The organism is Pelomonas sp. Root1217 (assembly GCF_001425705.1).
Classification (GTDB): Bacteria; Pseudomonadota; Gammaproteobacteria; order Burkholderiales; family Burkholderiaceae_C; genus Pelomonas.
Window position 1 is genome coordinate 140,532 of sequence record NZ_LMDC01000030.1, and the last position, 26,757, is coordinate 167,288.

Below are 26,757 nucleotides of genomic sequence, written 5' to 3' on the forward strand. Positions count from 1 at the left end.
CGATTTGGGCTAATTAGTGGCCCAAAGCTCGCGCATGGCCGCCTCGAAGGCATCCCCCACCCGCGCGGGCGCGCGCCAAGGCCGGGCCCGCCCGGCCACCCAGACGGATTGCCAGGGCGAACCGTTGCTGCCGAAGACGACAGCGTCCAGCAAGGCTTCGTCCGGAAGGCCACGCAGCGCGTCCGCGTCTCGGTTGAGCACCAACGCGTCCGCGCGGGCGCCGGGCGCCAAGCCCCAGGCCGCGAAACCGGCGGCACGGGCGCCACCGTGGACGGCGGCGTCGAAGAGCCTGGCCGCGCTGGACGGTTGGCTGCCGGGCGCCGACGCGACATTGCGCTGGCGCAAGACCAGGCGCTGGCCGTACTCCAGCCAGCGGAGCTCCTCCACCCAGCCGCGCGTGACCTGGCTGTCCGAGCCGACCGTCAGCGGCACGCCGCCGCCCAGCCAGGCGGCCAAGTCGGCCAGGCCGTCACCCAGGTTGGCCTCGGTGCCGGGGCAGATGACGATGCCGGCGCCGCTGCGGGCGACGGCCTCGATCTCGGCCGGTTCGGCATGGGTGGCATGGACCAGCTGCCAGCGCGGGTCCAGATGACCCTCGTCAGCCAGCCACTGGATGGGGCGACGGCCGGTCGCAGCGAGGCAGTCGGCCACCTCGGCCGTCTGCTCGGCCACGTGGATGTGGATGGGCAGGTCGGCGGCACCCACGAGATCCTGCAGGCGGGCGATGTCGCGTGGCGAGGCGCCGCGCAGCGAGTGCAGGGCCACGCCGGCGTTCACGCGCGGCAGGCCGGCGGCCAAGACGCGCTGGCTGGCGCGCCAGACCCAGTCGGCATCGGCGGCAAAGCGGTGCTGGTCGGGCCGCAAGCCCGTGTTCGCCTCATTCACAGCGAAGCCGCTGCGCGTATAGACGACCGGTAGCAGCGTCAGGCCGATGCCAACGTCCTCGGCGGCCTCGGCCAGGGCCCATGCCATCTCGAGCTCGTCGTCGAAGTGCTGGCCTTGCGCGGGATGGTGCAGGTAGTGGAATTCGCAGACCTGGGTGTAGCCGCCGCGCAGCATCTCCGCATAGAGCTGGCTGGCGACCGCGCGCAGTTGCGCCGGCGAGATGCGCAGGGCCAGCGCATACATGCGGTCGCGCCAGCTCCAGAAGTCGTCCTGGCCCGCCTCTCGGCGTTCGGCCAGGCCGACGAAGGCGCGCTGGAAGGCATGGCTGTGGGCGTTGACAAGACTTGGGATGAGCGGGCCGGCCAGCACCTCGGCATCGGCAGGCGCAGGCTGGTTGACCGAGATGTCGGACCAGTGCCCACTCGCATCGACGGTCAGCAACACATCTCGCTGCCAGCGGCCGTCGACCCAGGCCAGGGGGGCGTGCAGTCGCTTCAAGGCTGCCATGCGAGCATCTCTTTCAACATCTTTTCGATCAGCGGCGCCACATCGGCGCTGAGGGTGTCGTCATAGGCGCCGATCGGGTCGGCGGCCTCGTTCATGTAGCAACGCTGGCACATCTCCAGCTGAACCGCGTGCAAGCCCTGGCCGGGCTGGCCGTAGTGGCGGGTGATGTAGCCGCCCTTGAAGCGGCCGTTGACGACCTGGCTGAACTGTTGCTGGCTGGCCAGCAGCATGCCCAGGCGCTTAGTGATGGCCGGCGCGCAGGAAGCGCCATCGGCCGTGCCGAGGTTCAAGGCCGGCAACCGGCCCTCGAACAGCCAGGGCAGCTCGGAGCGGATGCTGTGGCCGTCAAAGAGCAAGGCATGGCCGTGTTCGGCGCGCAGGCGGGCCAGCTCCGCTGCCAGCGCCTCGTGATACGGCTGCCAATAGGCCTCGCGGCGCGCGGCGATCTCGATGGCATCCGGCTCGGCGCCGTCGACGTAGAGAGGGTCATCGGTGAAGAAGCGGGTCGGCACCAGGCCGGTGCCACCCGAAGCGCCGGGATAGAGAGGCTGGTCGTCCGGCGGCCGGTTCAGGTCGATGACGTAGCGGCTGTAGCGGGGCACGATGAGGCTGGCGCCCAGCGCTGAAGCCAGCGGGCCGTAGAGGCGCTCCAGGTGCCAGTCGCTGTCCTCGCTGGCCACGGCGCGCGGCACAAGTCGCTCCCGCAGTTCGGCCGGGATCACCGTGCCGACATGCGGCAGGCTGATCAGCAGCGGCACGCGGCCCTGCTGCAGGCGATAGACGCTCATGACCCTCCCTGATTTCCTTGGAAGACCCGTTCTTTCAGCGGGTTATGCCCAAAGCATGCTGCCAGCTCGCGGGGGTGCGCGCTATCCCAGACACAGAAGTCGGCCCGCTGGCCAGCCACGAGCTGACCGCGGTCGCTCAGGCCCAAGGCACGGGCGCCGTTGACGGTCAGGCCGCGCAACGCTTCCTCGGGCGTCAGCCGGAACAGCACGCAGGCCATGTTCAACATCAGCAGCGGCGACAGCGTCGGCGAGCTGCCGGGGTTGTGATCGGTGGCGATGGCAATAGGCACGCCGGCCTCGCGCAGCGCGGCAACCGGCGGCAACTGGGTTTCGCGCAACGCATAGAAGGCGCCTGGCAGCAGCACAGCGACGGTGCCCGCCTCGGCCATGGCTTGGATGCCGGCCGGGCTGAGGAATTCGAGGTGGTCGCAGCTCAGTGCGTGGTAGCGCGTCGCGAGCTGGGTGCCGCCCTGATCGCTGAGCTGCTCGGCGTGCAGCTTGACGGGCAGGTTCAGCCGCTTGGCCGCATCGAACACGCGCGCGACCTGCGCCGGGCTGAAGGCGATGTGCTCGCAGAAGGCATCGACCGCATCGACCAGCCCGGCCTCATACAGGTCGGGCAGCCACAGGCAGGCGGCGGCGATGTAGTCATCGGCATCGGCGAACTCGGGCGGCAGGGCGTGGGCGGCAAGATAGGTCGTGCGCACGTCAATGCCGAGGCCCTGGAGCTGGCGCGCGACGCGCAGCATGCGCGCCTCGGTGGCGGCGTCCAGCCCATAGCCGGACTTGACCTCCAGCGTCGTGACACCCTCGCGGATGAGGGCCTGGGCGCGCTTGCGGGCCGTGGCCAGCAGCTCGGCCTCGCTTGCCGCGCGTGTGGCCGCCACGGTGGAGCGGATGCCGCCGCCGGCCTTGGCGATGTCGGCATAGCTTGCGCCATGCAGGCGCTGCTCGAACTCGTGGGCGCGGCTGCCGCCGTAGACGAGATGGGTGTGGCAGTCCACCAGCCCCGGCGTGACAAGGGCCCCCTGCAGCTCGATGATCTGCTCGGCCGCGGGAGCCTCGGCGCTCGGGCCGACCCAGCGCAGCAGGCCCTCCTCGACCAACAGGGCACCGTCATCGATCAAGCCCCAGCCGCGCTCACCTGCCAGCGTGGCGAGATGCCCCCCGCGCCAGAGCTGGCGACCTTTCACTCGCCGCTCCAGGTCAACCACCAGGCATTGCCCTCGCCCGTGAAAACGCAGCTCTGGGCCACCGGTTCCTCACACCAGGCCAGCGTCAGCGGTGCCATTGGCATCGCCCGGTGGCCGTGCTCGAGCAGGCCGCCATTGACGGTGAACAGCCCGACCCATGGGGTTCTGGGCAGCAGCACATGGTGGGCCGACTCGACCTCCAGGTTGCCGCGCCTTTCCATCACGTTGAAGACATCGGTCTCACCCTTGATGAGCTCGGCCTCGGGGGCGAGGCCACCGTCGAAACGCAGCGGCTCGTCGCCGATGCTCTGTGGCCAGTCGAACAGGCGCAGGCCCGCGCCGCCGATGACGGCCAGCCAGCGGTGCACGCCGGGGAAAGCCGAGAACGGCCCGTCACGCTCGACCCGCGCGACGCTGACGCGAACCGCCCAGTCATGGGCGTGCGGCCAGGCGAGCAGCTCGCGCGTGGTGCCGCCCGTGTTTTTCCAGGCCTGCGGCTGCACATCGGCCGCGCTGACCCTGCTCCAACTCATGTTCTTTTCCTTGCGCTCAAGCCCGCCTCTCGGGAGCTGAGCATTTTCCGCAGCTCTGTGCGGCGCTGGCTCATGCCGCGAAGCTCCCTTGCAATTGGTAACGTGCTCCGGGGTGGGTCAGTTTCACGCTGGTTACGGCAACACCGCGGCTGTAAGTGATGCGTTTGACGACCAGGCACGGGGCGCGGCGGTTGATGCCGAGCAGCTTGGCTTCAACCTCGCCGGGCAGGGCCGCCTCGATCATGTAGCGCGCTTCGGACAGCGGGGCCACCTCAAGCAGGTAATGCGTCGGCGTGATGCGCGTGAAATCCTGTGCAAGATAGTCCGGCGCACTGGCCGGGTTGACGGCGCGCTCCTCGCACTGGATGGGCACGCCGTTTTCCAGATGCACGATGAGGCTGAGGAAGACGGGCGCACCACGCTTGAGGCCGAGCTCGGCCGCCTGCTGCGGCGTCGCCTTGCCCTTGAGCAGCGCATGCACGCGCGCTTCATGCATGCCGCCCCGCTCGAGGATCTCCTCGTGCACGTCACGCACGTTCAGCGTCGACGAGATGCGATGCAGCTGGGCAACGAAGCTGCCCACGCCTTGGACGCGCTCGATCAGCCCTTCCTGCACCAACTCGCGCAACGCCCGGTTCACCGTCATGCGGCTGACTTCGAACTGGGCGACAAGAGCACCTTCGCTGGGCAGCAGATCGCCTGCCACCCAGTGGCTGCTGGCGATGCCTTCACGCAGATGGTTCTTGACCTTGAGGTACTGGGGTTCGGGGCTGGCCGGGCTTCTGGACATGGCTGCCATCCTAGTTGACTTGACTTGTATAGACAACTAGAGTTCGCGGCACTTTCAGGAGTACCCGATGCCAGCCCTGCCCCGCCCAGTCAAAGCGCCCACCGGCACCCAGCTCAGCTGCAAGAGCTGGCTGACCGAGGCCGCCTACCGCATGTTGCAAAACAACCTCGACCCCGCCGTGGCCGAGAACCCGGATGCGCTGGTGGTCTACGGCGGCATCGGCAAGGCGGCGCGCAACTGGGAGGCGTTCGACGCCATCTGCCAGTCGCTGCGCGAACTCAACGACGACGAGACGTTGCTGATCCAGTCGGGCAAGCCGGTCGGCGTGTTCCGCACCCACGCGGACGCGCCGCGCGTGCTGCTGGCCAACTCCAATCTCGTGCCCGCCTGGGCCAATTGGGAGCATTTCCACGAACTGGACCGCAAGGGCCTGATGATGTACGGCCAGATGACCGCCGGCAGCTGGATCTACATCGGCAGCCAGGGCATCGTGCAGGGCACCTATGAGACCTTCGCCGAGGCCGCACGCCAGCACTACGGCGGCGTGGCCAAGGGGCGCTGGGTGCTGACCGCCGGGCTGGGCGGCATGGGCGGTGCCCAGCCGCTGGCGGCCACCTTCGCGGGCTTCTGCTCGCTGAACATCGAGTGCCAGCAATCGCGCATCGACTTCCGCCTGAAGACCCGTTACGTGGACGAGCAGGCCTTCGATCTGGACGACGCGCTGGACCGCATCGCCCGGTACACCGCGGCCGGCGAGGCCAAGTCCATCGCGCTGCTGGGTAACGCGGCGCGGCTGATCCCGCAGCTGGCCGAGCGCTGCAAGCAGGGCACGGCCATCAAGCCCGACCTCGTCACCGACCAGACCTCCGCCCACGACCTCATCCACGGCTATCTGCCGGCCGGCTGGAGCGTCGAGCAGTGGAAGGCCGCGGCCGCCGACCCGGCCCAACATGCCGAGCTGAAGGCCGCCGCCGCCAAGAGCTGCGCCGACCATGTCAAGGGCATGCTGGCCTTCCAGCAACTGGGCATCCCGACGGTGGACTATGGCAACAACATCCGCCAGGTCGCCAAGGACCAGGGCGTGGCCAACGCCTTCGACTTCCCCGGCTTTGTGCCCGCCTATGTGCGGCCGCTGTTCTGCGAGGGCAAGGGGCCGTTCCGCTGGGTGGCGCTGTCGGGCGACCCCGAGGACATCCGCAAGACCGACGCGAAGCTGAAGGAGCTCTTTCCGCGTCATGTGGCCCTGCACCGCTGGCTGGACATGGCCGCCGAGCGCATCGCCTTCCAGGGCCTGCCGGCGCGCATCTGCTGGCTGGGCCTGGGCGAGCGCCACATCGCCGGCCTGGCCTTCAACGAGATGGTGAAGAGCGGCGAACTGAAGGCGCCCATCGTCATCGGCCGCGACCACCTGGACAGCGGCTCGGTCGCCAGCCCCAACCGCGAAACCGAGGGCATGAAGGACGGGTCGGACGCCGTCTCCGACTGGCCGCTGCTGAACGCGCTGCTGAACACGGCCGGCGGCGCCACCTGGGTGTCGCTGCACCACGGCGGCGGCGTCGGCATGGGCTACTCGCAGCATTCGGGTGTCGTCATCGTCTGCGATGGCACCGACGCGGCCGCCAAGCGCATTTCGCGCGTGCTGTGGAACGACCCCGCCACCGGTGTCATGCGCCACGCCGACGCGGGCTACGACAGCGCCATCGCCTGCGCGAAGAAGAACGAACTGAACCTGCCTTCCCTGTGAAGTCTTCTATGAAACTCATCCCCGGACAACTGACGCTCGACCAACTCGCCGACATCGCCGCCGGCCGCGCCGCGCTGCAACTCGACGACTGGAGCGCTGTCGACAAGAGCGCCGCCCTCGTCGCCGCTGCCGCCGCGGGCGATGCGCCCGTCTATGGCGTCAACACCGGCTTCGGCAAGCTGGCGAGCACGCGCATCGCCAAGGACCAGCTAGCAGCGCTGCAGCTCAACCTGATCCGCAGCCATGCGGTGGGCGTCGGCGCGCCGATGTCGCCCGAGGTCGTGCGCTTGATGCTAGCCACCAAGGCGGGCAGCCTGGCGCGGGGCTTCTCCGGCGTGCGCCGCGAGGTCGTGCAATCGCTGCTGGATGCGCTCAGCGCCGGCTTCATTCCCTACGTGCCCTGCCAGGGCTCGGTCGGCGCCAGTGGCGACCTGGCGCCGCTGGCTCACCTCACACTTGCGCTGATGGGCGAAGGCGAGGCGCTGGTGGCCGGCAAGCGCATTCCGGCGCGCGATGAGTTGGCGCGCCTGGAGTTGCAGCCGCTGACACTGGCCGCCAAGGAGGGCCTGGCCCTCATTAACGGCACCCAGGCCAGCACTGCTCTGGCGCTGCACGCCCTGCTGCGCTTCGAGGACCTGTTCGCCACGGCACTGGCCAGCGGTGCGATGACGCTGGATGCCGCGCGCGGCAGCGACGGGCCGTTTGACGCCCGGATTCATGAGGTGCGCGGCCAACCCGGACAGATCGAGGTGGCGGGCGTCTATCGCCAGCTGCTCGCCGGCAGTGCCATCCGCGCCAGCCACCGTGAGGGCGACGAACGCGTGCAAGACCCTTACTGCCTGCGCTGCCAGCCCCAGGTCATGGGTGCCTGCCTGGACCAGGCGCGCCACGCCGCCCAGGTGCTGGTGCGAGAAGCCAACGCCGTGACCGACAACCCGCTGGTGTTCGACGACACGATGATCAGCGGCGGCAACTTCCACGCCGAGCCGGTGGCCTTCGCAGCCGACAACCTGGCCCTGGCCATTGCCGAGGTCGGCGCCATCGCCGAGCGCCGCATCGCCATGCTGATCGACCCGGCCATCTCGCGCCTGCCGCCCTTCCTGACGGCGGACGCCGGCCTGCACAGCGGTTTCATGATCGCCCACGTGACGGCCGCGGCCCTTGCCAGCGAGAACAAGAGCCTGGCCCACCCAGCCAGCGTCGACAGCCTGCCAACAAGCGCCAACCAGGAGGATCACGTGTCGATGGCCACCTTCGCCGCGCGCCGCCTGCACGCCATGATCGACAACACGGCCCACATCGTCGCCATCGAGCTGCTGGCCGCGGCCCAGGGTATCGACTTCCTGCGCCCGCTCACCAGCTCGGGATCCGTGGAGGCCCTGCACATGCGGCTGCGCGCCGATTGCGCCAGCAGTCCGGCCGACCACTATCTCGCGCCCGATATCGAGCGTGCGGCTGCACTGGTGCAGGCCGGAGCACTCAGGGCCGAGCACGCGCCGCGTTTCGCTCAGTAGCGCCCTGCCGCGCCTGCCACGCGCAAGAAGACATAGGCGAACCACACGACGACGGCCTTGTGCAGCAAGGCGCGCAGGCCGGTGCCGGCACGCTCGCCGACGCGCTGCGACACGGCGATGGCCGCCTCTATCTCCTGGTAGAGCCGCGTCGCGAAACCGGCGTCCTGCACGACGATGTTGGCCTCCAGGTTGACCAGCAGTGACAGCGGGTCGATGTTGGAGCTCCCCACCGTGGCCCATTGGCCGTCGACGACGGCGACCTTGGCATGCAGGAAGGCCGGCGTGTACTCGTAGATCTCGACGCCGTGGCCGAGCAGGTCCGCATACAACGCTTCAGCAGCCCAACCCGCGATCCAGTAATCCAGCTTGCCTTGCAGCAGCAGGCGCACGCGCACGCCGCGGTCGGCGGCGCGGCGCAGGGCATCGCGAATGCGTTGACCGGGATAGAAATAAGGGCAGACCACGTCGACGCTCTCGCGGGCGTCGTTGATGGCATCGGCGTAGGCATGCTCGATGGTGCGGCGCCGGCGCAGGTTGTCGCGCAGCACGAAGGCAGCGCGGACCGGTTGCAGCTGCGACACCGGCTCCCCCAGTCGCTGCGGCCCGCGCCAGAGCTGGGTCACCCAGACGCCGAAGCGGCGACGCAGAGGCACGTAATCGATGAGCGCGTCGTCGAACTCCCGCCCCAGCCAGGCGCGCGACCAGATCGAGCGCACGCACTGCGCGACCAGATCGACCAGGCCGCCGCTCACCTGCACGGCAAAGTCGAGTCGCGGCAACTCGCAGACGCCATGGTGGATGTCGAAGCAATCGCCGATGACGTTGATGCCGCCAACGAAGGCGACGTCGCCATCGACGACACAGAGCTTCTGGTGCAGGCGGCGCAGCTGGCCGGGCTGCAACCAGCGCCACCAGCGGTCCATGGGCCGGAACACCGCCAGCGCCACGCCGCTGCCGGCAAAACGTTCGCGCAGCGCCCGGATGCTGCCGTTGCTGCCGAAGCCATCGACGACCAGACGCACCCGCACGCCGCGCCGGTCCGCCGCGATCAGGGCGTCGGCCAGGGCCAGCGAAGTCTCGTCATTGTGAAAGATGTAGGTGGCCAGCCAGACCTCGCGACTCGCGCGGTGGATGGCTTCATGCATGCGGGGGAAGAGCTGCTCGCCGCCGCGCAACAGCTCGACCTCATTGCCGCCAACGAAGCCGGGGTCGGCGGCTTGGTGGCGCCGGCGCCGTTTCGACCCCAGCCGTCTCATTCCAAGGCCAGTTCGACGATCAGGGGCAGATGGTCGGACATGCGCGCCCAGCTCGGGCCGCGCGGCACTTGCACACCGGTGCAGCGCAGGCCGCGCATGTAGACGCGGTCCAGCGCGAATACGGGCAGCCGCGACGGGAAGGTGGCCGCCCGTGCGCGCCCGTGAGGCGCCGTGGCCCGGCGCAGGCCATGCGCCCGCATGGGCGTGTCCAGGCGCTCGCCCCAGTCGTTGTAGTCGCCTGCAACAAGGAAGGGCGCGCCCTCGGGCACGTTGTCGCGCACAAAGGCGGCGAGGCGGTCGACCTGACGCATGCGGCTGGAGTGAATCAACCCGAAATGCGCGACGACGACGTGCACGACCGTGCCATGCCAATGCACCGGCACATGCAGCAGGCCTCGTTGCTCCAGGGAGTGGTCTGACACGTCGTGGTGGCCGATGTCGCCCATGGGCCAGCGCGACAGCAGCGCGTTGCCATGCTCGCCGAACTTGGTCGTTGCATTGGTGCGGTAGGCCACCTCGTAGCCTTCAGGGGCGAGGAACTCGGCCTGGCCCTTCTCGGGCCAACCGAACCAGGTACGGTCGAAGTAAGCGGCCTCGCGGTGGTGGAAAAGGCGCACCTCCTGAAGGCAGACGAGGTCGGCGTCCATGGCCTCGACGCCCATCTGCAGGTTGTGGATCTCCAGGCGTTTGGCCGGCCCGAGGCCGCGCACGCCCTTGTGGATGTTGTAGGTGGCCACGCGCAGCACTTCGCCGGGCGGGTGTGGGGTGGGGCGGGCAACGGATCTCATGGCATCTCAGCGGCGTGCGGCCGCCCGAAGCCGATGAGCGCCCCCTCGGGGGGCAGCGAACGGAGTGAGCGTAGGGGCTTCATAAGATTGCAGCGCTGAAGCGGGGCAGCTGCAGCACCGCTTCGGCGTTTGACGGTGAGAAGCAGCGGTCGGCGGCCTCATGCCAGGGCAGCCAAACCCACGATAGATGCTCGCGCGGCGCCAACCGTGGCGTCAACTTCTCGGGCAGTTGTAGGCCGAAGACGTGTTCGGTGTTGCGTGTGACACCAGGAGCGTAGCGATGCCGCCAGTGCGGGTAAATCTCGTAAACATTGGCGAGATGCCAATCACGCAACTCGCCGCCCACGGCGGCGATGTCGAACCCCGTTTCCTCCAGCACCTCGCGGCGGGCGGTCTCCGCAGGCGTCTCGCCAGGGGTGTCCTTGGAGCCCGTGACGCTCTGCCAGAAGCCAGGATGGTCAGCTCGCTCGATCAGCAGGACTTGCAGATCAGGCGTGTGGATGACAACAAGGACGGACTCGGGGATCTTGAAAGGCTTGGCCGGGGGCATGCGGCCAGCATAGCGCCGGCCGGCCCATGAAGAATCAGGTCTTCTTGCGCCGCGCCACCTCCGGCGGGAGCTCCTTGGCTTGCAACTCGCGCACCTGGGCAACGAGCTGGTTGTGGGCGTCCAGGAAGGCCGCAGCGATGACCTTGCCTTCGTTGGAATTGCTCCAACCGGCTCCCGTGGCGCCACCGAGCTTGCCCACCATTGCGCCGCCCATGCCGAGGTCGGTCACCTCGACCGAACCGGTGGACGCGGCGACCTGCTCGGTGGTCTCGTTATCGGTCAGCAACAGCGCGGCCTGGGCTTGCTTGAGCTTGACCTGCTCGGCCGCGCCGACGAGCTTATTCAGATAAGGAATGGCCTGCAGGATGCCGCCGATCTGGCGGCCGGCGTCCTGCTCGCTGAAGGTCAGGCTGGGCGTCAGGCTGTACTGGGCCTCGTAGCCCTTGCCCTTGCTCACCGTGTTGCCTTGCTGACGCAGGATGCCGGCTTCCTTGAGCTCTTGCTCGCGCACGGTCGCCTTGAGGCCGGCGGCGCGGTCGACGACGCGGAAGCAACCGCTCTGCTGCGCCAGCAGGCGCACCAGCGGCACGGGGCTGGACGGCAGCTGGTAGCTGCTGGAGTAGGCATAGCCGTTGGGGTTCTCGACCAGAGCCAGCGTCGCCACCGGCGCATCGCATTTCACCAGCTCGCGGCTGGCCTTGTGTGCGCCGGCCGGCCCGGCCGAGCCGCTGATGACCGAGCCTCCATCGCCCAGCGTGGTGGACGATTTGCCGCAGCCGACGAGCAGCAGAGCGACAACGGGAAGCGCAAGCAGGGGACGGATTTTCATCGGCGGGAGTCTGCCTTGCCCCTTAAGCCGACCCGTCCCAGGAAAGCGGGACGACCGAGCGCCCTCCCCCGGGCCTGCGGGGGGCCTGACAGAAGAAAGCCTCGCGACTGCGAGGCTTTTCGTGCCGAAGCCTTGCGGGCTTACTGCACTGCAGCCGCCGAGTTGCGCAGGCGGATGTGCAGCTCGCGCAGCTGCTTCTCGTCGACCAGCGACGGCGCGCCGGTCAGCAGGCACTGGGCGCGCTGGGTCTTGGGGAAGGCAATCACGTCGCGGATGGACTCGGCCTTGGTCATCATCGTGACGATGCGGTCCAGCCCGAAGGCCAGGCCACCGTGCGGGGGCGCGCCGTACTGCAGCGCGTCCAGCAGGAAGCCGAACTTGATGCGCTGGTCTTCCGCGCTGATGTTCAGCGCCTCGAAGACCTTGGCTTGCACCTCGGCGCGATGGATACGCACCGAGCCGCCACCCAGTTCCCAGCCGTTGAGGACCATGTCGTAGGCCTTGGCAATGCACTTGCCCGGGTCCGACGTCATCAGGTCCTCGTGACCGTCCTTGGGTGCCGTGAACGGGTGGTGAACGGCCGCCCAGCGGTTGTTCTCCTCGTCGTGCTCGAACATCGGGAAGTCGACCACCCACAGCGGCGCCCAGACGTCGTTGAACAGGCCGTTGGCCTTGCCGAACTCGCTGTGGCCGACCTTCAGGCGCAGCGCGCCGATGGCGTCGTTGACGACCTTGGCCTTGTCCGCACCGAAGAACAGCAGGTCGCCGTCCTGGGCGCCGGTGCGCTTGAGGATCTCGGCGACGGCTTCATCGTGCAGGTTCTTGACGATGGGGGACTGCAGGCCCTCGCGGCCCTTGGCAACCTCGTTGACCTTGACCCAGGCCAGGCCCTTGGCGCCGTAGATCTTGACGAACTCGGTGTAGGCGTCGATCTCGCCGCGGCTCATGGACGCGCCCTTGGGCACGCGCAGTGCGACGACACGGCCGCCCGGCGTCGTGGCCGGGCCGCTGAAGACCTTGAAGTCCACCGTCGTCATCGCGTCGGTCAGCTCGGTGAACTCGAGCTTGACGCGCAGGTCGGGCTTGTCGGAGCCGAAGCGGTGCATGGCTTCGGCGTACTTCATGACCGGGTAGTCGCCCAGCTCGACGTTGAGCGCCTTGCGGAAGACGTGGCGGATCATGCCCTCGAACATCGAGCGAATCTCTTCCTCGGTCAGGAAGCTGGTCTCGATATCGATCTGCGTGAACTCGGGCTGGCGGTCGGCGCGCAGGTCCTCGTCACGGAAGCACTTGGTGATCTGGTAGTAGCGATCGAAACCCGACACCATCAGCAGCTGCTTGAACAGCTGCGGCGACTGCGGCAGCGCGAAGAAGTGGCCGTCATGCACGCGGCTGGGCACGAGGTAGTCGCGGGCGCCTTCAGGCGTGCTCTTGGTCAGCATCGGCGTCTCGATGTCGACGAAGCCGTGCTCGTCCAGGAACTTGCGGACTTCCATCGCGACGCGGTAGCGCAGCATCAGGTTGTTCTGCATGTAGGGGCGGCGCAGGTCCAGCACGCGGTGCGTGAGGCGGGTCGTCTCGCTGAGGTTGTCCTCGTCGATCTGGAAGGGGATGGGCACTGACGGGTTCAGCACCTCGATCTCGTGGCACAGCACCTCGATCTTGCCGGACACGAGGTTGGCGTTCTCGGTGCCTGCCGGGCGCGCGCGCACCTTGCCGACGATCTTCAGGCAGTACTCGCTGCGGACGTCTTCGGCGATCTTGAAGCTGTCGGCGCGGTCGGGGTCGCAGACGATCTGGACCAGGCCTTCGCGGTCACGCAGGTCGATGAAGATGACGCCGCCGTGGTCGCGGCGGCGATGGGCCCAGCCCATCAGGGTCACGGTCTGGTCGAGCAGCTTTTCGCTGACTTGGCCGGCATAGCAGGTACGCATGGGGTTCTCCGAATTCTTTTCAGGGGATGTTCTTGGGGCGCTGGCGAGCTCGCTCGGCTCTCAGGATTGAACGCCTGCCGGGGCGTTCAACCCGGCTGGTTTCGCACCAACGTGTCGACGGGCGCGCAAGGGCTGTCCGGGTGAGCCATCGGCGCCACCGTGCCCATGGAGATGATGTATTTCAGCGCCTCGTCCACCGTCATGTGCAGGGGCTTGACGTCGGCGCGCGGCACGATGAGGAAGAAACCCGACGTGGGGTTGGGCGTCGTGGGCACGTAGATGCTGACGTGCTCATCTTCCAGATGGCAGGCAACCTCGCCGCTTGGCGTGCCGGTGACGAAGGCGATTGTCCAGCTGCCAGCACGCGGGTATTGCACCAGCACGGCTTCGCGGAAGGCATTGCCGCTGCTGGAGAACAGCGTGTCCGACACCTGCTTGACCGAGCTGTAGATGCTCTTGACGATGGGGATGTGGGACATCAGCCGGTCCCACTGCGTCAGCAGCCATTGGCCGAAGATGTTGGCAACCAGGACGCCCGTGGTCAGCAGGCCGCCGGCCAGGATCGCTAGACCCAAGCCGGGCACATGGCGCAGCTCCAGCACGCCGTCCTTCAGCGAAGCCGGCATGACCAGGGCCAGGGCGGCCAGCATGGAGCCGAAGACGCCGTTGACGACGTCCAGCACCTGGGCCAGCACCCAGATGGTGATGGCCAGCGGCAGCCAGACCAGCAGGCCGGCAACGAGGTATTTGCGTAAGGAAGCGCCCACGAGGCTTGTCGGTCAGTGGCAGGCGCAGGAGCCGCCGCAGGAGGTGGAGGAAGAAGGCGATGCGGAGGCTTCAGCCTTGGCGGCTTCGGGCTTGGCAGCATCGCTGGCGGCCGGCGTCGCCGGGGTGGCGGTCGAGCCGCCCTTGAAATCGGTCGCGTACCAGCCCGAGCCCTTGAGCTGGAAACCAGCTGCGGTGACCTGCTTGGAAAAGCTCTGCGCCCCGCAGGCGGGGCAGGTGGTCAGCGGCGCGTCGGACAGCTTTTGCAGCACATCCTTGGCGTGGCCACAGGCGCTGCAGCGATAGGCGTAGATTGGCATGGTCGGGCTCGAAGAGACGCAAAGCCCGACATTTTAAGGGACACGCTCAGGGATGAGGCTGGAGATGATGGCTGACGTGCTCGCGTCGGTCGGTGAGCAGCTGCGGCGCCAGCGAGCCGACGGCCATGCCGACCAGGGCCGCCAGCAGCCCGGCGAGCTGACCGGGGAAGAACTCGCCCCAGGTCGTCACCTGCGGAAAGAAAGCCACCCAGACGGCGATGCCGGCAAAGATCGAGAACACGGCGCCTTGGGTGGTGGCACGGCGCCAGTACAGGCCAAAGACCAGCGGCACGAAGGCTGCCACCAGCGTGACCTGGTAGGCGGCGCTGACCAGGTCATAGATGGACGTGCCCTGCAGCGCGATGGCGTAGGCCAGCACGGCGAAGGCGAAGACGACCAGCGTCACGCGCATGGCCACGAGGGCCTGCTTGTCGCTCATGCCGGGGCGGATCTGCTTGAGGATGTTCTCGACGAAGCTGGTGGTGGGCGCCAGCAGCGTGGCCGACGAGGTGCTCTTGATGGCCGACAGCAGCGCGCCGAAGAACAGGATCTGCATGAACAGCGGCATGTGGCCCATGACGAAGCTGGGCAGCACGCGCTGGTAGTCGTTCTGGGCCAGCTCCAGTGCCTTGTCGCCCATGACGGCCACGGCAGCCAGCACGATGAACATCGGCACGAAGGCGAAGGCGATGTAGCTGAAGCCGCCAATCATGGCGCCGCGCTGGGCCGTCTTGGCATCCTTGGCCGACATGACGCGCTGGAACACGTCCTGCTGCGGGATCGAGCCCAGCATCATGGTCAGGCCCGAGCCGAGGAACATGGCGATCTGGGTGAAGCTGGGCTCGGGGAGGAAGCGACCGAGGTCGCGCGACTTGGCCAGGTCCAGCACCTTGCCGGCACCGCCGGCCAGGTCCGAGGCAAACACGGCAATGACGCTCAGGCCGATGACCAGCACGATCATCTGGATGAAGTCCGTCCAGGCCACGGCCAGGAAGCCGCCGATGACGACATAGACCAGCACCGCCAGCAGGCCGACGACCATGCCGGTCTGCGGGCTCATGGCGCCGTCGGTCAGGATGTTGAAGACCAGCCCCAGCGCCGTGACCTGGGCTGCTACCCAGCCCAGGTAGCTCAGGATGATGGCCAGCGAGCAGAACACCTCGACACCCTTGCCGAAACGCTGGCGGTAGAAGTCGCCGATGGTCAGCAGGTTCATCCGGTACAGCCGGGCAGCGAAGAAGGCACCGACCAGCACCAGGCAGAAGCCGGCACCAAAGGGGTCCTCGACGACGGCACCAAGCCCGCCCTGCACGAACTTGGCCGGCAGGCCCATCACCGTCTCGGCGCCGAACCAGGTCGCGAAGGTGGTCGTGACGACCATGATCAGCGGCAGGCTGCGCCCGGCAACCGCGAAGTCACTGGTGTTCTTGATCCGCGTGCCGGCCCAGACACCGATGCCCAGCGTGCCGAGCAGATAGAGCACGACGAAGACGATGAGCGTGGTGTTCATGAGCGCAGGTAGGCCGGAAAATTTGGCGCGGATTATGAGGGCGCGGTTGGCCAGCCCAGCTACGGGCCGATTTCCAGAAAGCGCACGGTCAGCCAGGCCACGGCGATGCCGATCGCAAAGCCCGCGGCGCCCCAGAGCAGCCCGGACAGCAGCCGGTTGGTGCGCCGCAGCTCGCGCACCAGCGCGCGGGTTTCGGCGTTGTCGGCATGGCGGGCCTGGCTTTTGAGGGCGTCATGCAGCAGGCGCGGCAGCTCGGGGATGAGCTGTGCAAAGCGCGGCGCCTCCTTCATCAACTGCTTGTTGAACGCGGGCCAGCCGACCTGCTCGTTCATCCAGCGCTCCAGGAAGGGCTTGGCCGTGGCCCAGAGGTCGAGCTCGGGGTCGAGCTGGCGGCCCAGGCCCTCAACGTTCAACAGCGTCTTCTGCAGCAGCACCAGTTGGGGCTGGATCTCCACGTTGAAGCGGCGCGAGGTCTGGAACAGCCGCATCAGCACCTGGCCCAGCGAGATGTCCTTCAGCGGCCGGTCGAAATGAGGCTCGCAGACGGCACGGACGGCGCTTTCGAGCGCATCGACGCGGGTCTCGGGAGGCACCCAGCCGGAAGCGATGTGCAACTCGGCGACGCGCTTGTAGTCGCGCTGGAAGAAGGCGATGAAGTTCTGCGCGAGGTAGTCCTTGTCCACTTCCGTCAGCGTGCCCATGATGCCGAAGTCCAGCGCGACATAGCGGCCGAAGGTCTCGGGCGCCAGGCTCACCTGGATATTGCCCGGGTGCATGTCGGCGTGAAAGAAGCCGTCGCGGAACACCTGGGTGAAGAAGATGGTCACGCCGTCGCGGGCCAGCTTCGGGATGTCGATGCCGGCCGCCTCCAGCGCCGGGCGGTGCGAGATCGGCACGCCCTTCATGCGCTCCATGACGATGACTTCGGAGCTGCACAGGTCCCAGTGCATCTCGGGCACCATGATCAGATCCAGCTCGGCCATGTTGCGGCGCAGCTGGGCGGCGTTGGCCGCCTCGCGCACCAGGTCCAGCTCATCGTGCAGATAGGTGTCGAACTCGGCGACAACCTCGCGCGGCTTCAGGCGCCGGCCGTCGGCGGAGAAGCGCTCGATCCAGACCGCCAGCTGGCGCATCAACGACAGGTCGTCGTCGATGATGTCCAGCATGCCCGGGCGCAGCACCTTGACGGCCACCTCGCGGCCGTCCTTGAGCGTCGCGAAGTGCACCTGGGCGATGCTGGCGCTGGCCACAGGCTCGGCGTCGAAGGTGGCGAACAGCTCCTCCAGCGGCCGGCCGAAGGCGCGCTCGACGAGGTCCCGTGACAGCGCTGCCGGGAAGGGCGGCACGCGGTCCTGCAGCTTGGCCAGCTCCAGCGCGACATCGAGCGGCAGCAGGTCGCGCCGGGTCGACAGCACCTGGCCGAACTTGACAAAGATGGGGCCGAGGTGCTCCAGCGCCAGCCGCAGGCGCACGCCACGCGGCTGCTGCCAGCGCCGGCCGAGCCGGGTCAGCCGACGCAGCAGCCGAAAGCGCTTGCGGCGCAGTCCCGACAAGGCCAGATCATCGAGACCGAAGCGCCAGACCGTCCACAGAATGACCAGCAGCCGCGAGACAAACCTCATGCGCCGCTACCGGACGTCGTCGTCGCGAAACGCGCGGCCATGCCCGACAGCGTGCGCCGCAAAGTGCGGCCGAACTGGGCGAGCTGGCGGGCGGGCAAGGGCCCGACGATGCCGGCCAGATCATCCTCGATATCCCAGCGCAGGTTGTCCATCAGCCAGTGCATCTCGCCAGCGAAAGCGGCATCGCCCTGCACGCTGACGGTGGGCGCCTCTCCCGTGAACGCACCCAGGGCCAGCTTGGCGGGGTTGGACGCGTCGATCTCGATGCGCAGGCCGCCGGCGCCTGTCGGCGGTGTGTCCAAGCGCTCAAAAAGACCCGCTGGTGTGACACCCAGTATCAAATCAGGCGCCGCCGGCAGCAGGCTGGGCCAGCCTGCCAGGTGAACGACGAGACCACGTCCGGCCAGCGGCCGCAGGCGCTGCGCCGCGATGGGCTCCCGCGACACGACATGGTTGATCAGCAAAACAAGGCGGTCCTGCAGTGCCGGCATCAGCAAGGGCGTGATGGACGGCAGCGGAGGCAGGGGCGGCAGAGGCCAGGAAGCAGACATATACAAGATTGTAGGCAGCGGACCATGAACAGGGGACGCCGATGGTTCGGCTGTCAAATTTGTTGATAGAGAATCCCTGATCCATTTTCAGCCTCGGGTACACCCTGACCCGAGGACTACCAAATCCGCCACGATGTTTGAGGACCGCAGCTACAAGAGGACGTTCTACAGCGCACCGCAGTCGGTCGAATCCTTGATTGCCGCTTTCCTGGAACCCGGCATCATCGTTCTGACCTTCCTGGTCGTGAACGGCCACTTCGACGAGCCGGTGCTGCGCCCGACCTTGACGCTTTGCCTGCTCGTCTTCGCCCTCACCTTCCCGGGCCGCAACCGCTTCGGCGACCATCCGGCTAGCGCCATCGTTGACGTGCTTTCCTCCTGGCTGGTGCTGCTGGGCATCCTGCTGCTGTGCGGCTACGCCACCAACAGCCTGCACTATTTCGAGGACGAGGTGCTGCTGTGGTGGGCCGTCATCACGCCTGTCGTCCAGATCGCCGCCATCGAAACGGGCCGGCGCATCCAGCAGTGGCGGGCACGCGACCCGGGCGCACGCCGCACGGCGGTCGTCGTCGGCGCCGGCGTGCTAGGCCACAAGGTGGCGCGCGCGTTGCGCGACTCCCAGGGCGTCGTCTGCCTGGGCTATTTCGACGACCGCGCGCCCGAGCGCCTGCACCCCGAGGCCGGCGCATCCATCCTGGGCACACTGGCCCAGCTGAGCGAATTCGTGCGCGACAAAGGCGTGCGCGAGGTCTACATCACCCTGCCCCTGGGGTCGCAGCCGCGCATCGTCGAGTTGCTGGAACAAGTGCAGGGCACGACGGCCTCGCTGTTCTTCGTACCCGACGTGTTCGGCATCAGCATCATCCAGGGCCGCCTGCAGGACATCTCGGGCGTTCCGGTGGTCGGCATCTGCGAGACGCCCTTCACCGGCACCAACCAGCTGATCAAGCGCGTCAGCGACGTCGTGCTGGCGACGCTGATCCTGATTTTCATCTCGCCCATCCTGCTGGCCCTGGCCATTGGCGTGAAGCTGAGCTCGCCCGGCCCTGTCATCTTCAAGCAACGCCGCAATGGCTTGGATGGCGAGGAAATCATCGTCTACAAGTTCCGCTCGATGCGGACCCAGGACAACGGTGCCGTGGTCAAGCAGGCCACCAAGGGCGACGCGCGCATCACGCCCTTTGGCGCCTTCATCCGCCGCACCTCGCTGGACGAACTGCCGCAATTCATCAACGTGTTGCAAGGCCGCATGAGCATCGTCGGCCCGCGCCCGCATGCGGTGGCCCACAACGAGGAATACCGCAAGCTCATCAAGGCCTACATGGTGCGTCACAAGGTCAAGCCCGGCATCACCGGCTGGGCCCAGGTGAATGGCTTGCGTGGCGAGACCGACACCATCGACAAGATGGTGGCGCGCGTCGAATACGATCTGGAATACCTGCGCAACTGGTCGCTGGCCCTGGATCTGCAGATCATCCTGCGGACCGTGCGGTTGGTGGTGTTTGATCGCCATGCCTATTAAGCCCTCTCACCATTGCCACCGTTGGACCCGCCTTGCACCGCTGATTGCCGCGCTTGCAGCGGCCCAGTCCGCGCAGGCTCAGACAGATGACACGACGCCCTTCTACATCGGTGGGTCACTGGGCGCCGCGCGCGTGTCCAATGTGTACAGGGAGTCGAGCGCCACCAACAACGACACCGTCGTCAGCGTTGGATTGCTGGGCGGCATTGACCAGAAATTAGGGCGTCAGCATTTAACGGTTGACGGGTCGCTGCAGAACAACCGGTACTCAGAGAACCACGACCTGAATAATCGCTCGTATACGTTGCGAAGCGCACTGAACTGGCAAACGGTGGGCAATTTGTCGGGCGTGCTGAGTGCCAAGTCAGACCGCTCACTGGCCGACTTCAACATCGGTGGTGGCGTTGATCCCATCGTCAAGAAGAATGTTGAACGCGAGGACGAATACCAGGCATTGGTACGGCTGGGTGTTGCCACACGCTACACGCTGGAAGGGAGTTGGACGCAACGTCGTCGCGACTTCAGCGCTTCGGAGTACGACCGCTTCGACTTCAGGCAAAACACGGGCTCTCTCGGCATCTACGCCACCCCCGCCGGCAATGTCAGGCTAGGGTTGGCCGCACGGCACACTACGGGCAAGAATCCGCGCTTCCCCATCGGTCTGGCGTTCGATCCACAGACCTTGACGTTCGTAGTCGTGTCCGCTCCCAACGACTACACGCGCGACGACATCGACTTCACGACCCGGTGGAGCACCGGTGGTCATAGCACGCTGAACACGCGGATCAGCAGAAGCAAGAACCAGAACAGCCTGAATGACCGGTTGCGAGACTTCAGCGGCACGACCGGCGCCGTCGGCTGGAACTGGCAGCCAACTGCCAAGCTACAGATCAACCTGCAATATGCGCGTGATACGGGGCAGGAAAGTGTGGTCAACACTGCGGACCTGAACCGGGTCTATACCTCCTGGCAGTTGGGAGGCAGCTATGCCTTGACGAGCAAAATCAATCTGAGCGCCAAGGCCAGCAGGAACCACGCGTCACGAGCAAGCACGGCGGGAGCCACGGTGGTCGACGCCTTGGATGACTTCAAGGCATACAACCTGAGCATGCGTTGGGCCTTCACCCGCGGCATCAACCTCAGTTGCCAGTACGACCACGCCAGCCGCAACAGCAGCGTGCCGCAATACGTCTACAGCGCGGGCAGCTATGGCTGCACGACTCAAGCCATCTTCTACTGATGACCACCGTCCTGCTCACCGGGGCGACCGGCTATATCGCCTCTCACACCTGGCTCGCTTTGCAGGACGCCGGCTATCGCGTCGTCGGCGTGGACAACTTCGTCAACAGCTCGCCCATAGTGCTGGAGCGCCTGGTAGAGCTCGCCATCGCTCCCATCGAGTTCGAGCGTGCCGATGTCTGCGACGCCGCTGCAATGGACGAAGTCTTCAGCAACTACAGGCCGGCAGCCGTCGTCCATTTCGCCGCCTACAAGGCCGTGGGTGAATCGGTCAGCCAGCCGCTGGCCTACTACCGCAACAACCTCGGTGGCCTGGTCAATACCTGCGAGGCCATGAAGCGCCACGGCTGTACGCGCATGGTGTTCAGTTCCAGCGCCACCGTCTATGGCGCTCCGGACAAACTGCCCCTGCGCGAGGACGCACCAACCTCATCGACCAACCCCTACGGCGCGACCAAGCTGATGGGCGAGCAGATCCTGCGCGACGTCGGCATCGCCGATCCCGCCTGGCAGACCGCCTGCCTGCGCTACTTCAACCCGGTTGGCGCCCACGAGAGCGGCCGCATCGGCGAGGACCCGCGCGGCACGCCCAACAACCTGATGCCCTATGTCGCGCAGGTGGCGGTGGGCCGGCGCACAAAGCTTTCAGTCTTCGGCAATGACTACACAACGCCCGACGGCACCGGCGTGCGCGACTACATCCATGTCAGCGACCTGGCCGAAGGGCACGTCGCTGCACTGCACTGGCTGCTGGCCAATACCGGCTCGGTGACCGTCAACCTCGGCACTGGTCAGGGCTACAGCGTGCTCGACCTTGTGCGCGCCTATGAAGCAGCGAGCGGCCGCCGCGTGCCCTATGAAATCGTCGCGCGCCGCCCTGGCGACATCGCCGCCTGCTGGGCCGATCCGACCCTGGCGCGTGAGTTGCTTGGCTGGGAGGCCAAGCTCGATCTCGCCCGCATGTGCCAAGACAGTTGGCGCTGGCAACAACTCAATCCTCACGGCTTCAGTACCGCATGACCCACGTTCAACCCGTCATCATGGCTGGCGGCTCCGGCACCCGGCTTTGGCCGCTGTCGCGCAGCGGCTACCCCAAGCAGTTCCTCGTGCTGTCCGGCAACGAGAGCCTGTTCCAGCTCGCCGCGCGCCGCCTGGCTGCGCTGGCCTCGCCTGAGTTCGAGCTTGCCGGTCCCTGCATCGTCGGCAATGAGGAGCACCGCTTCCTCGTGCTGGACCAATTGCGCGAGACCCGGCAGGAGCCGAGCAGCGTGCTGCTGGAGCCGCTGGGCCGCAACACGGCTCCGGCACTGACGCTGGCTGCATTGGCCGCGCTCGAGGGCGGCAAGGACCCGGTCCTCGTCGTCACGCCGGCCGACCAGACCGTCACCAACCCGGCGGCCTTCACCGCGGCATTGCAGGACGCCGTCCGTATCGCGGCCGAGGGTGCCATCGCCATCCTGGGCATCACGCCGGACCGGCCCGAAACGGGCTACGGCTATATCCGCACCTCGGGCGACGCCGCGGGCCTCGTGGTCGCGCAGTTCGTCGAGAAGCCCGACCTGGAGACCGCCCAGCGCTATCTGGCCGAAGGCGACTACTACTGGAACAGCGGCATGTTCGTGCTGCGTGCCAGCGTCTGGATGAAGGCGCTGGAACGATTCCGCCCCGACATCGCCGCTGCCACGCGCGCCGCCTGGGATGCGCGCAAGACCGACGCCAAATTCGTGCGCCCAGGCAAGGCCGAGTTTGCCGCCGTGCCCAGCGAATCGGTCGACTACGCCGTCATGGAGCGTTGCCCGGGGACGGAGATCCCGCTGCGCATGGTCGCGCTGGATGCCGGCTGGAACGACCTCGGCGCCTGGGAAGCGGTCTGGCAGGTCTCCGAGAAGGATGCCGACGGCAATGCCTTCGTCGGCGACGCCTTGTTCGCCGACAGCAAGAACACCCTGGTTCACGCCACCAGCCGCCTCGTGGGCGTCGTTGGCCTGACCGACATCGTCGTCGTCGAGACGGCCGATGCCGTGCTCGTCAGCGACCGCGCCCGCAGCCAGGAGGTCAAGCAGATCGTCAACCGCCTGGGCGCCGAGCAGCGCGGCGAACATGCCCTGCACCGCAAGGTGCACCGCCCCTGGGGCTGGTATGACAGCATCGACTCGGGAGAGCGCTTCCAGGTCAAGCGCATCATGGTCAAGCCGGGTGCCAGCTTGAGCCTGCAGATGCACCACCACCGCGCCGAGCACTGGATCGTCGTCAGCGGCACCGCCGAGATCGTCAACGGCGACAAGACCATCCTGCTGACCGAGAACCAGTCCACCTACATCCCGCTGGGCCAGACCCACCGCCTGGCCAACCCGGGCAAGGTGCCGCTGGAAATCATCGAGGTGCAGTCGGGTTCCTACCTCGGCGAAGATGACATCGTCCGCTTCGAGGACACCTACGGGCGAGCCTGAAAGATTCGGCTTTTCGGCGCCTCGCGCGCCGCTTCCCCGTCTAGCATGCCGTCCCGGACTCCAAAGAGAATGACGACATGACGATCCTGGTCACCGGCGGCGCCGGCTTCATCGGCAGCAACTTCGTGCTGGACTGGCTGCGCGAGAGCGACGAGCCCGTCGTCAACCTCGACGCTCTGACCTACGCCGGCAACCTCGAGAACCTCGCCTCGCTGGACGGCGACGCGCGCCACATCTTCGCCAAGGGCGATATCTGCGACCGCGTGCTGGTCGACCAGCTGCTGGCCACGCACCAGCCGCGCGCCATCGTCCATTTCGCTGCGGAGAGTCATGTGGATCGCTCCATCCACGGCCCCGGCGCCTTCATGAAGACGAATGTCGAAGGCAGCTTCACGCTGCTGGAGGCCACGCGCGCCTACTGGCGCGGTCTGGCGGATGAAGCCAGGGCGGCCTTTCGCTTCCACCATGTGTCGACCGACGAGGTCTACGGCTCGCTCAAACCGTCAGACCCGCCCTTTGCCGAAACCAACCCTTACGAGCCCAACAGCCCGTACTCGGCCAGCAAGGCCGCCAGCGACCACCTCGTGCGCGCCTGGCACCACACCTACGGCCTGCCCGTCGTCACGACCAACTGCTCCAACAACTACGGGCCCTATCACTTCCCCGAGAAGCTGATCCCGCTGATGATCGTCAACGCGCTGGCGGGCAAGCCCCTGCCCGTCTACGGCGACGGCCAGCAGATTCGCGACTGGCTCTACGTGACCGACCACTGCAGCGGCATCCGCGCCGTGCTGGCCGGCGGCAAGCTCGGCGAGACCTACAACATCGGCGGCTGGAACGAGAAGGCCAACATCGACATCGTCAAGACGGTGTGCGCCCTGCTCGACGAACTCAAGCCCTCGGCGGACGGCCCCTACGAGCGCCTCATCACCTATGTGAAGGACCGCCCCGGCCACGACCGCCGCTACGCCATCGACGCGCGCAAGATCGAGCGCGAGCTGGGCTGGCGCCCGGCCGAGACCTTCGAGACCGGCATCCGCAAGACGGTGCAGTGGTATCTGGAACATCCCGATTGGGTCGCGCGCGTGCAAAGCGGCGCCTACCGGGACTGGGTCACCAAGCAATACAGCTAAGCCATGAAGATCCTTCTTCTCGGCAAGGGCGGCCAGGTCGGCTGGGAATTGCAACGCTCGCTGGCCGTGGCCGGCGAAGTCGTCGCGATGGACCATGACGACGGCGCCGACTTCACCCAGCCCGAAGCGCTGCTGGCCCGGGTCAGGGCCATCGCTCCGCAGGTCATCGTCAATGCCGCGGCCCACACCGCCGTCGACAAGGCCGAGAGCGAGCCCGCGCTGGCTCGCCGGATCAACGCCGCCACGCCCGCCCTGGTCGCCATCGAGGCCAAGCGCATGGGCGCCCTGCTGGTGCACTACTCGACGGACTATGTCTTCGACGGCAGCGGCAGCCATGCCCGCGACGAAGAGGCGCCCATCGGCCCCCTGAGCATCTATGGCACCACCAAGGCCGAGGGCGAAGACGCCATCCGCGCCAGCGGCTGCCAGCACCTCATCCTGCGCACCAGCTGGGTCTACGGCGCCCGGGGCGGCAACTTTGCCAAGACCATGCTGCGCTTGGCCGCCGAGCGCGAGCAGCTCAAGGTCATCGCCGACCAGATCGGCGCGCCCACGGGGGCCGACCTGCTGGCCGACCTGACCGTGCACATGCTGCGTGCCGCACGCGTGAACCCGGCGCTGACTGGCACTTATCACGCCGTAGCGGGTGGTGCGACGAGCTGGCACGAGTACGCCCGCTTCGTCATCGAATTTGCGCGCGCCCGCGGCGCCAACGTCAAGGTCGCGCCAGACCAGATCCTCGCCCTGCCGACGAGCGACTATCCAACGCCCGCGAAGCGCCCCTTGAACTCGCGCCTGGCCACCGCCAAGCTGCAGCAGCGCTTCGGCCTCGTCCTGCCGCCGTGGCAGCAAGGCGTCCAACGCATGCTCGAAGAAATTCTGTAGGGGCCCTATGAAGAACCGCAAAGGCATCATCCTCGCAGGCGGCTCCGGCACGCGGCTGCACCCGGCGACGCTGGCCGTCAGCAAGCAACTGCTGCCGGTCTACGACAAGCCCATGGTCTATTACCCGTTGAGCACGCTGATGCTTGCGGGCATTCGCGACATCCTGCTCATCAGCACGCCGCAAGACACGCCGCGCTTCGAAGCCCTGCTCGGCGACGGTTCACGCTGGGGCCTGAACATCAGCTACTGCGTCCAGCCCAGCCCCGACGGCCTGGCCCAGGCCTTCATCCTCGGTCGCGACTTCGTCGGCGGCGCGCCCAGCGCCCTCGTGCTCGGTGACAACATCTTCTACGGCCACGACTTCGCCGGGCTGCTGAACAACGCCACCGCACGGACTGAAGGCGCCAGCGTTTTTGCCTATCACGTGACCGATCCCGAGCGCTACGGCGTGGTCGACTTTGATGCCGAGCAGCGCGCGCTGTCCATCGAAGAGAAGCCGAAAAGCCCGAAGAGCAATTACGCCGTCACGGGCCTGTACTTCTACGACGAGCAGGTCTGCGACATCGCTGCCGCCATCAAGCCCAGCGCCCGCGGCGAACTCGAAATCACCGACATCAACGCCCAGTACCTGCGCCAGGGCCAGCTCAATGTCGAGATCATGGGCCGCGGCTATGCCTGGCTGGACACCGGGACGCACGACAGCCTGATGGAGGCCGGCCAGTTCATCGCCACACTGGAAAAGCGCCAGGGCCTGAAGGTGGCTTGCCCGGAAGAGATCGCCTACCGCGCCGGCTGGATCGACGCGACCCAGGTCGAGGCCCTCGCCAAGCCGCTGGCCAAGAACGGCTACGGCCAGTACCTGCTCAAGCTGCTGACCGACCGCACCTTCTGACATGAATGTGATCCCCACCGCTCTGCCCGAGGTTCTGCTGATCGAGCCAAAGGTCTTCGGCGACGCCCGCGGCTTCTTCATGGAGAGCTGGAACGAGGAACGCTTCAACAAGGCGCTGGGCTACGACGTCCACTTCGTGCAGGACAACCACTCGCGCTCCTCGCGCGGGGTGCTGCGTGGCCTGCACTATCAGCTTCACCCGCACGCTCAGGGCAAGCTTGTGCGCTGTGTCGCCGGCGCCGTGTTCGACGTGGCCGTCGACATGCGCCGCTCCAGCCCCAATTTCGGGCGCTGGGTCGGTTTCGAGTTGTCGGCCGAGAACCAGCGCCAGCTCTGGATCCCACCCGGCTTCGCCCATGGCTTCGTCGTCGTCAGCGAAAGCGCGGATTTCCTCTACAAGACCAGCGGCCGCTACGCGCCTGAATTTGAAGGCGCCGTACGCTGGGATGACCCCAGCATTGCCGTCGCTTGGCCGCTGGACGGCATCACGCCGCAGCTTTCAGGCAAGGACATCGCGGCGCCATGTTTGAGTGAAGCCAAGACTTTCGATTGAGTGG

The 26,757-nt window shown here is 67.1% G+C and carries 25 protein-coding genes; 10 read left to right on the top strand and 15 right to left on the bottom strand.

Going from position 1 to position 26,757, the window contains the following annotated elements:
- Positions 1-9: 9 nt before the first annotated feature.
- The 5 genes from hutF to hutC all read right to left on the bottom strand — a co-directional run bounded on the left by hutF (position 10) and on the right by hutC (position 4,696).
- A complete protein-coding gene (gene hutF / locus ASC95_RS27525) occupies positions 10-1,392 on the bottom strand; it encodes a formimidoylglutamate deiminase (RefSeq protein ID WP_057300898.1) in 1,383 nt (460 codons plus the stop codon).
- Complete coding sequence (hutG, locus tag ASC95_RS27530; RefSeq protein ID WP_057300899.1) at positions 1,380-2,180, bottom strand: N-formylglutamate deformylase; 801 nt, start codon at positions 2,178-2,180, stop codon at positions 1,380-1,382. The genes hutF and hutG overlap by 13 nt, the downstream gene beginning before the upstream one ends.
- A complete protein-coding gene (gene hutI, locus ASC95_RS27535) occupies positions 2,177-3,373 on the bottom strand; it encodes an imidazolonepropionase (protein WP_057300900.1) in 1,197 nt (398 codons plus the stop codon). The genes hutG and hutI overlap by 4 nt, the downstream gene beginning before the upstream one ends.
- Positions 3,370-3,906 carry a HutD family protein gene (locus ASC95_RS27540; protein ID WP_057300901.1) on the bottom strand — a complete coding sequence of 179 codons (537 nt, stop codon included), beginning with the start codon at positions 3,904-3,906 and terminating at the stop codon, positions 3,370-3,372. The genes hutI and ASC95_RS27540 overlap by 4 nt, the downstream gene beginning before the upstream one ends.
- Positions 3,907-3,976: 70 nt before the next feature.
- On the bottom strand, positions 3,977-4,696 hold the full coding sequence (gene hutC / locus ASC95_RS27545) for a histidine utilization repressor (protein ID WP_057300902.1): 720 nt from the start codon (positions 4,694-4,696) through the stop codon (positions 3,977-3,979).
- Positions 4,697-4,763: 67 nt separating this feature from the next.
- Here hutC and hutU point away from each other — a divergent pair, with 67 nt between their 5' ends.
- Together hutU and hutH are read left to right on the top strand one after the other, a co-directional pair.
- On the top strand, positions 4,764-6,440 hold the full coding sequence (gene hutU / locus ASC95_RS27550) for a urocanate hydratase (protein WP_057300903.1): 1,677 nt from the start codon (positions 4,764-4,766) through the stop codon (positions 6,438-6,440).
- 8 nt (positions 6,441-6,448) lie between these two features.
- Positions 6,449-7,954 carry a histidine ammonia-lyase gene (gene hutH, locus ASC95_RS27555; RefSeq protein ID WP_057300904.1) on the top strand — a complete coding sequence of 502 codons (1,506 nt, stop codon included), beginning with the start codon at positions 6,449-6,451 and terminating at the stop codon, positions 7,952-7,954.
- Here hutH and clsB read toward each other — a convergent pair.
- The 10 genes from clsB to ASC95_RS27605 all read right to left on the bottom strand — a co-directional run bounded on the left by clsB (position 7,948) and on the right by ASC95_RS27605 (position 18,079).
- Positions 7,948-9,210 carry a cardiolipin synthase ClsB gene (clsB, locus tag ASC95_RS27560; RefSeq protein WP_057300905.1) on the bottom strand — a complete coding sequence of 421 codons (1,263 nt, stop codon included), beginning with the start codon at positions 9,208-9,210 and terminating at the stop codon, positions 7,948-7,950. The two genes, hutH and clsB, sit on opposite strands and share 7 nt — an antisense overlap.
- Positions 9,207-9,998 carry an endonuclease/exonuclease/phosphatase family protein gene (locus ASC95_RS27565; RefSeq protein ID WP_057300906.1) on the bottom strand — a complete coding sequence of 264 codons (792 nt, stop codon included), beginning with the start codon at positions 9,996-9,998 and terminating at the stop codon, positions 9,207-9,209. Before ASC95_RS27565 ends, clsB begins: the two co-directional genes overlap by 4 nt.
- Before the next feature lie 79 nt (positions 9,999-10,077).
- Positions 10,078-10,548 (bottom strand): dihydroneopterin triphosphate diphosphatase, encoded by a 471-nt coding sequence (gene nudB / locus ASC95_RS27570; RefSeq protein WP_057300907.1) that lies wholly within the window; start codon positions 10,546-10,548, stop codon positions 10,078-10,080.
- A 34-nt stretch (positions 10,549-10,582) separates the two neighbouring features.
- Entirely contained in the window at positions 10,583-11,377 is a 795-nt protein-coding gene (locus ASC95_RS27575) for a CsgG/HfaB family protein (protein ID WP_057300908.1), read from the bottom strand.
- Between the two features lie 140 nt (positions 11,378-11,517).
- Positions 11,518-13,311, bottom strand: a complete 1,794-nt coding sequence (gene aspS, locus ASC95_RS27580) for an aspartate--tRNA ligase (protein ID WP_057300909.1) — start codon at positions 13,309-13,311, stop codon at positions 11,518-11,520.
- An 86-nt stretch (positions 13,312-13,397) separates the two neighbouring features.
- Positions 13,398-14,078: a DUF502 domain-containing protein gene (locus ASC95_RS27585; protein ID WP_057300910.1), complete on the bottom strand. Its 681-nt coding sequence runs from the start codon at positions 14,076-14,078 to the stop codon at positions 13,398-13,400.
- Between the two features lie 12 nt (positions 14,079-14,090).
- Positions 14,091-14,396: an FmdB family zinc ribbon protein gene (locus tag ASC95_RS27590; RefSeq protein WP_057300911.1), complete on the bottom strand. Its 306-nt coding sequence runs from the start codon at positions 14,394-14,396 to the stop codon at positions 14,091-14,093.
- Positions 14,397-14,442: 46 nt separating this feature from the next.
- On the bottom strand, positions 14,443-15,906 hold the full coding sequence (locus ASC95_RS27595; RefSeq protein ID WP_057300912.1) for a sodium:solute symporter family protein: 1,464 nt from the start codon (positions 15,904-15,906) through the stop codon (positions 14,443-14,445).
- 59 nt (positions 15,907-15,965) lie between these two features.
- Positions 15,966-17,528, bottom strand: coding sequence for a ubiquinone biosynthesis regulatory protein kinase UbiB (gene ubiB, locus ASC95_RS27600; protein WP_057300913.1), 1,563 nt, complete (start codon positions 17,526-17,528; stop codon positions 15,966-15,968).
- Positions 17,525-18,079 carry a hypothetical protein gene (locus tag ASC95_RS27605; protein WP_057300914.1) on the bottom strand — a complete coding sequence of 185 codons (555 nt, stop codon included), beginning with the start codon at positions 18,077-18,079 and terminating at the stop codon, positions 17,525-17,527. The genes ubiB and ASC95_RS27605 overlap by 4 nt, the downstream gene beginning before the upstream one ends.
- A 133-nt stretch (positions 18,080-18,212) precedes the next feature.
- Here ASC95_RS27605 and ASC95_RS27610 point away from each other — a divergent pair, with 133 nt between their 5' ends.
- From ASC95_RS27610 to rfbC, 8 genes are all read left to right on the top strand, one after another.
- Positions 18,213-19,601, top strand: a complete 1,389-nt coding sequence (locus tag ASC95_RS27610) for an undecaprenyl-phosphate glucose phosphotransferase (protein ID WP_157256536.1) — start codon at positions 18,213-18,215, stop codon at positions 19,599-19,601.
- Positions 19,591-20,841: an outer membrane beta-barrel protein gene (locus ASC95_RS27615; RefSeq protein WP_157256537.1), complete on the top strand. Its 1,251-nt coding sequence runs from the start codon at positions 19,591-19,593 to the stop codon at positions 20,839-20,841. The genes ASC95_RS27610 and ASC95_RS27615 overlap by 11 nt, the downstream gene beginning before the upstream one ends.
- Entirely contained in the window at positions 20,838-21,860 is a 1,023-nt protein-coding gene (gene galE / locus ASC95_RS27620) for a UDP-glucose 4-epimerase GalE (protein ID WP_157256559.1), read from the top strand. The genes ASC95_RS27615 and galE overlap by 4 nt, the downstream gene beginning before the upstream one ends.
- On the top strand, positions 21,857-23,290 hold the full coding sequence (locus ASC95_RS27625) for a mannose-1-phosphate guanylyltransferase/mannose-6-phosphate isomerase (protein WP_235538072.1): 1,434 nt from the start codon (positions 21,857-21,859) through the stop codon (positions 23,288-23,290). Before galE ends, ASC95_RS27625 begins: the two co-directional genes overlap by 4 nt.
- Before the next feature lie 77 nt (positions 23,291-23,367).
- Positions 23,368-24,423: a dTDP-glucose 4,6-dehydratase gene (gene rfbB / locus ASC95_RS27630; protein ID WP_057300917.1), complete on the top strand. Its 1,056-nt coding sequence runs from the start codon at positions 23,368-23,370 to the stop codon at positions 24,421-24,423.
- A gap of 3 nt (positions 24,424-24,426) precedes the next feature.
- Entirely contained in the window at positions 24,427-25,308 is an 882-nt protein-coding gene (gene rfbD, locus ASC95_RS27635; protein ID WP_057300918.1) for a dTDP-4-dehydrorhamnose reductase, read from the top strand.
- Between the two features lie 7 nt (positions 25,309-25,315).
- A complete protein-coding gene (gene rfbA, locus ASC95_RS27640) occupies positions 25,316-26,200 on the top strand; it encodes a glucose-1-phosphate thymidylyltransferase RfbA (RefSeq protein ID WP_057300919.1) in 885 nt (294 codons plus the stop codon).
- A 1-nt stretch (position 26,201) separates the two neighbouring features.
- A complete protein-coding gene (gene rfbC / locus ASC95_RS27645) occupies positions 26,202-26,753 on the top strand; it encodes a dTDP-4-dehydrorhamnose 3,5-epimerase (RefSeq protein ID WP_057300920.1) in 552 nt (183 codons plus the stop codon).
- The last annotated feature ends 4 nt before the right edge of the window (positions 26,754-26,757 follow it).

What these genes read in the sequence shown, in the direction of transcription:
- hutF (WP_057300898.1), bottom strand. Translation starts at nt 1,392, where the DNA reads ATGGCAGCCTTGAAGCGACTGCACGCCCCCCTGGCCTGGGTCGACGGC.
- hutG (WP_057300899.1), bottom strand. Translation starts at nt 2,180, where the DNA reads ATGAGCGTCTATCGCCTGCAGCAGGGCCGCGTGCCGCTGCTGATCAGC.
- ASC95_RS27540 (WP_057300901.1), bottom strand. Translation starts at nt 3,906, where the DNA reads ATGAGTTGGAGCAGGGTCAGCGCGGCCGATGTGCAGCCGCAGGCCTGG.
- hutC (WP_057300902.1), bottom strand. Translation starts at nt 4,696, where the DNA reads ATGTCCAGAAGCCCGGCCAGCCCCGAACCCCAGTACCTCAAGGTCAAG.
- hutU (WP_057300903.1), top strand. Translation starts at nt 4,764, where the DNA reads ATGCCAGCCCTGCCCCGCCCAGTCAAAGCGCCCACCGGCACCCAGCTC.
- hutH (WP_057300904.1), top strand. Translation starts at nt 6,449, where the DNA reads ATGAAACTCATCCCCGGACAACTGACGCTCGACCAACTCGCCGACATC.
- clsB (WP_057300905.1), bottom strand. Translation starts at nt 9,210, where the DNA reads ATGAGACGGCTGGGGTCGAAACGGCGCCGGCGCCACCAAGCCGCCGAC.
- ASC95_RS27565 (WP_057300906.1), bottom strand. Translation starts at nt 9,998, where the DNA reads ATGAGATCCGTTGCCCGCCCCACCCCACACCCGCCCGGCGAAGTGCTG.
- nudB (WP_057300907.1), bottom strand. Translation starts at nt 10,548, where the DNA reads ATGCCCCCGGCCAAGCCTTTCAAGATCCCCGAGTCCGTCCTTGTTGTC.
- ASC95_RS27575 (WP_057300908.1), bottom strand. Translation starts at nt 11,377, where the DNA reads ATGAAAATCCGTCCCCTGCTTGCGCTTCCCGTTGTCGCTCTGCTGCTC.
- aspS (WP_057300909.1), bottom strand. Translation starts at nt 13,311, where the DNA reads ATGCGTACCTGCTATGCCGGCCAAGTCAGCGAAAAGCTGCTCGACCAG.
- ASC95_RS27590 (WP_057300911.1), bottom strand. Translation starts at nt 14,396, where the DNA reads ATGCCAATCTACGCCTATCGCTGCAGCGCCTGTGGCCACGCCAAGGAT.
- ASC95_RS27595 (WP_057300912.1), bottom strand. Translation starts at nt 15,906, where the DNA reads ATGAACACCACGCTCATCGTCTTCGTCGTGCTCTATCTGCTCGGCACG.
- ubiB (WP_057300913.1), bottom strand. Translation starts at nt 17,528, where the DNA reads ATGAGGTTTGTCTCGCGGCTGCTGGTCATTCTGTGGACGGTCTGGCGC.
- ASC95_RS27605 (WP_057300914.1), bottom strand. Translation starts at nt 18,079, where the DNA reads ATGTCTGCTTCCTGGCCTCTGCCGCCCCTGCCTCCGCTGCCGTCCATC.
- ASC95_RS27610 (WP_157256536.1), top strand. Translation starts at nt 18,213, where the DNA reads ATGTTTGAGGACCGCAGCTACAAGAGGACGTTCTACAGCGCACCGCAG.
- ASC95_RS27615 (WP_157256537.1), top strand. Translation starts at nt 19,591, where the DNA reads ATGCCTATTAAGCCCTCTCACCATTGCCACCGTTGGACCCGCCTTGCA.
- ASC95_RS27625 (WP_235538072.1), top strand. Translation starts at nt 21,857, where the DNA reads ATGACCCACGTTCAACCCGTCATCATGGCTGGCGGCTCCGGCACCCGG.
- rfbB (WP_057300917.1), top strand. Translation starts at nt 23,368, where the DNA reads ATGACGATCCTGGTCACCGGCGGCGCCGGCTTCATCGGCAGCAACTTC.
- rfbD (WP_057300918.1), top strand. Translation starts at nt 24,427, where the DNA reads ATGAAGATCCTTCTTCTCGGCAAGGGCGGCCAGGTCGGCTGGGAATTG.
- rfbA (WP_057300919.1), top strand. Translation starts at nt 25,316, where the DNA reads ATGAAGAACCGCAAAGGCATCATCCTCGCAGGCGGCTCCGGCACGCGG.
- rfbC (WP_057300920.1), top strand. Translation starts at nt 26,202, where the DNA reads ATGAATGTGATCCCCACCGCTCTGCCCGAGGTTCTGCTGATCGAGCCA.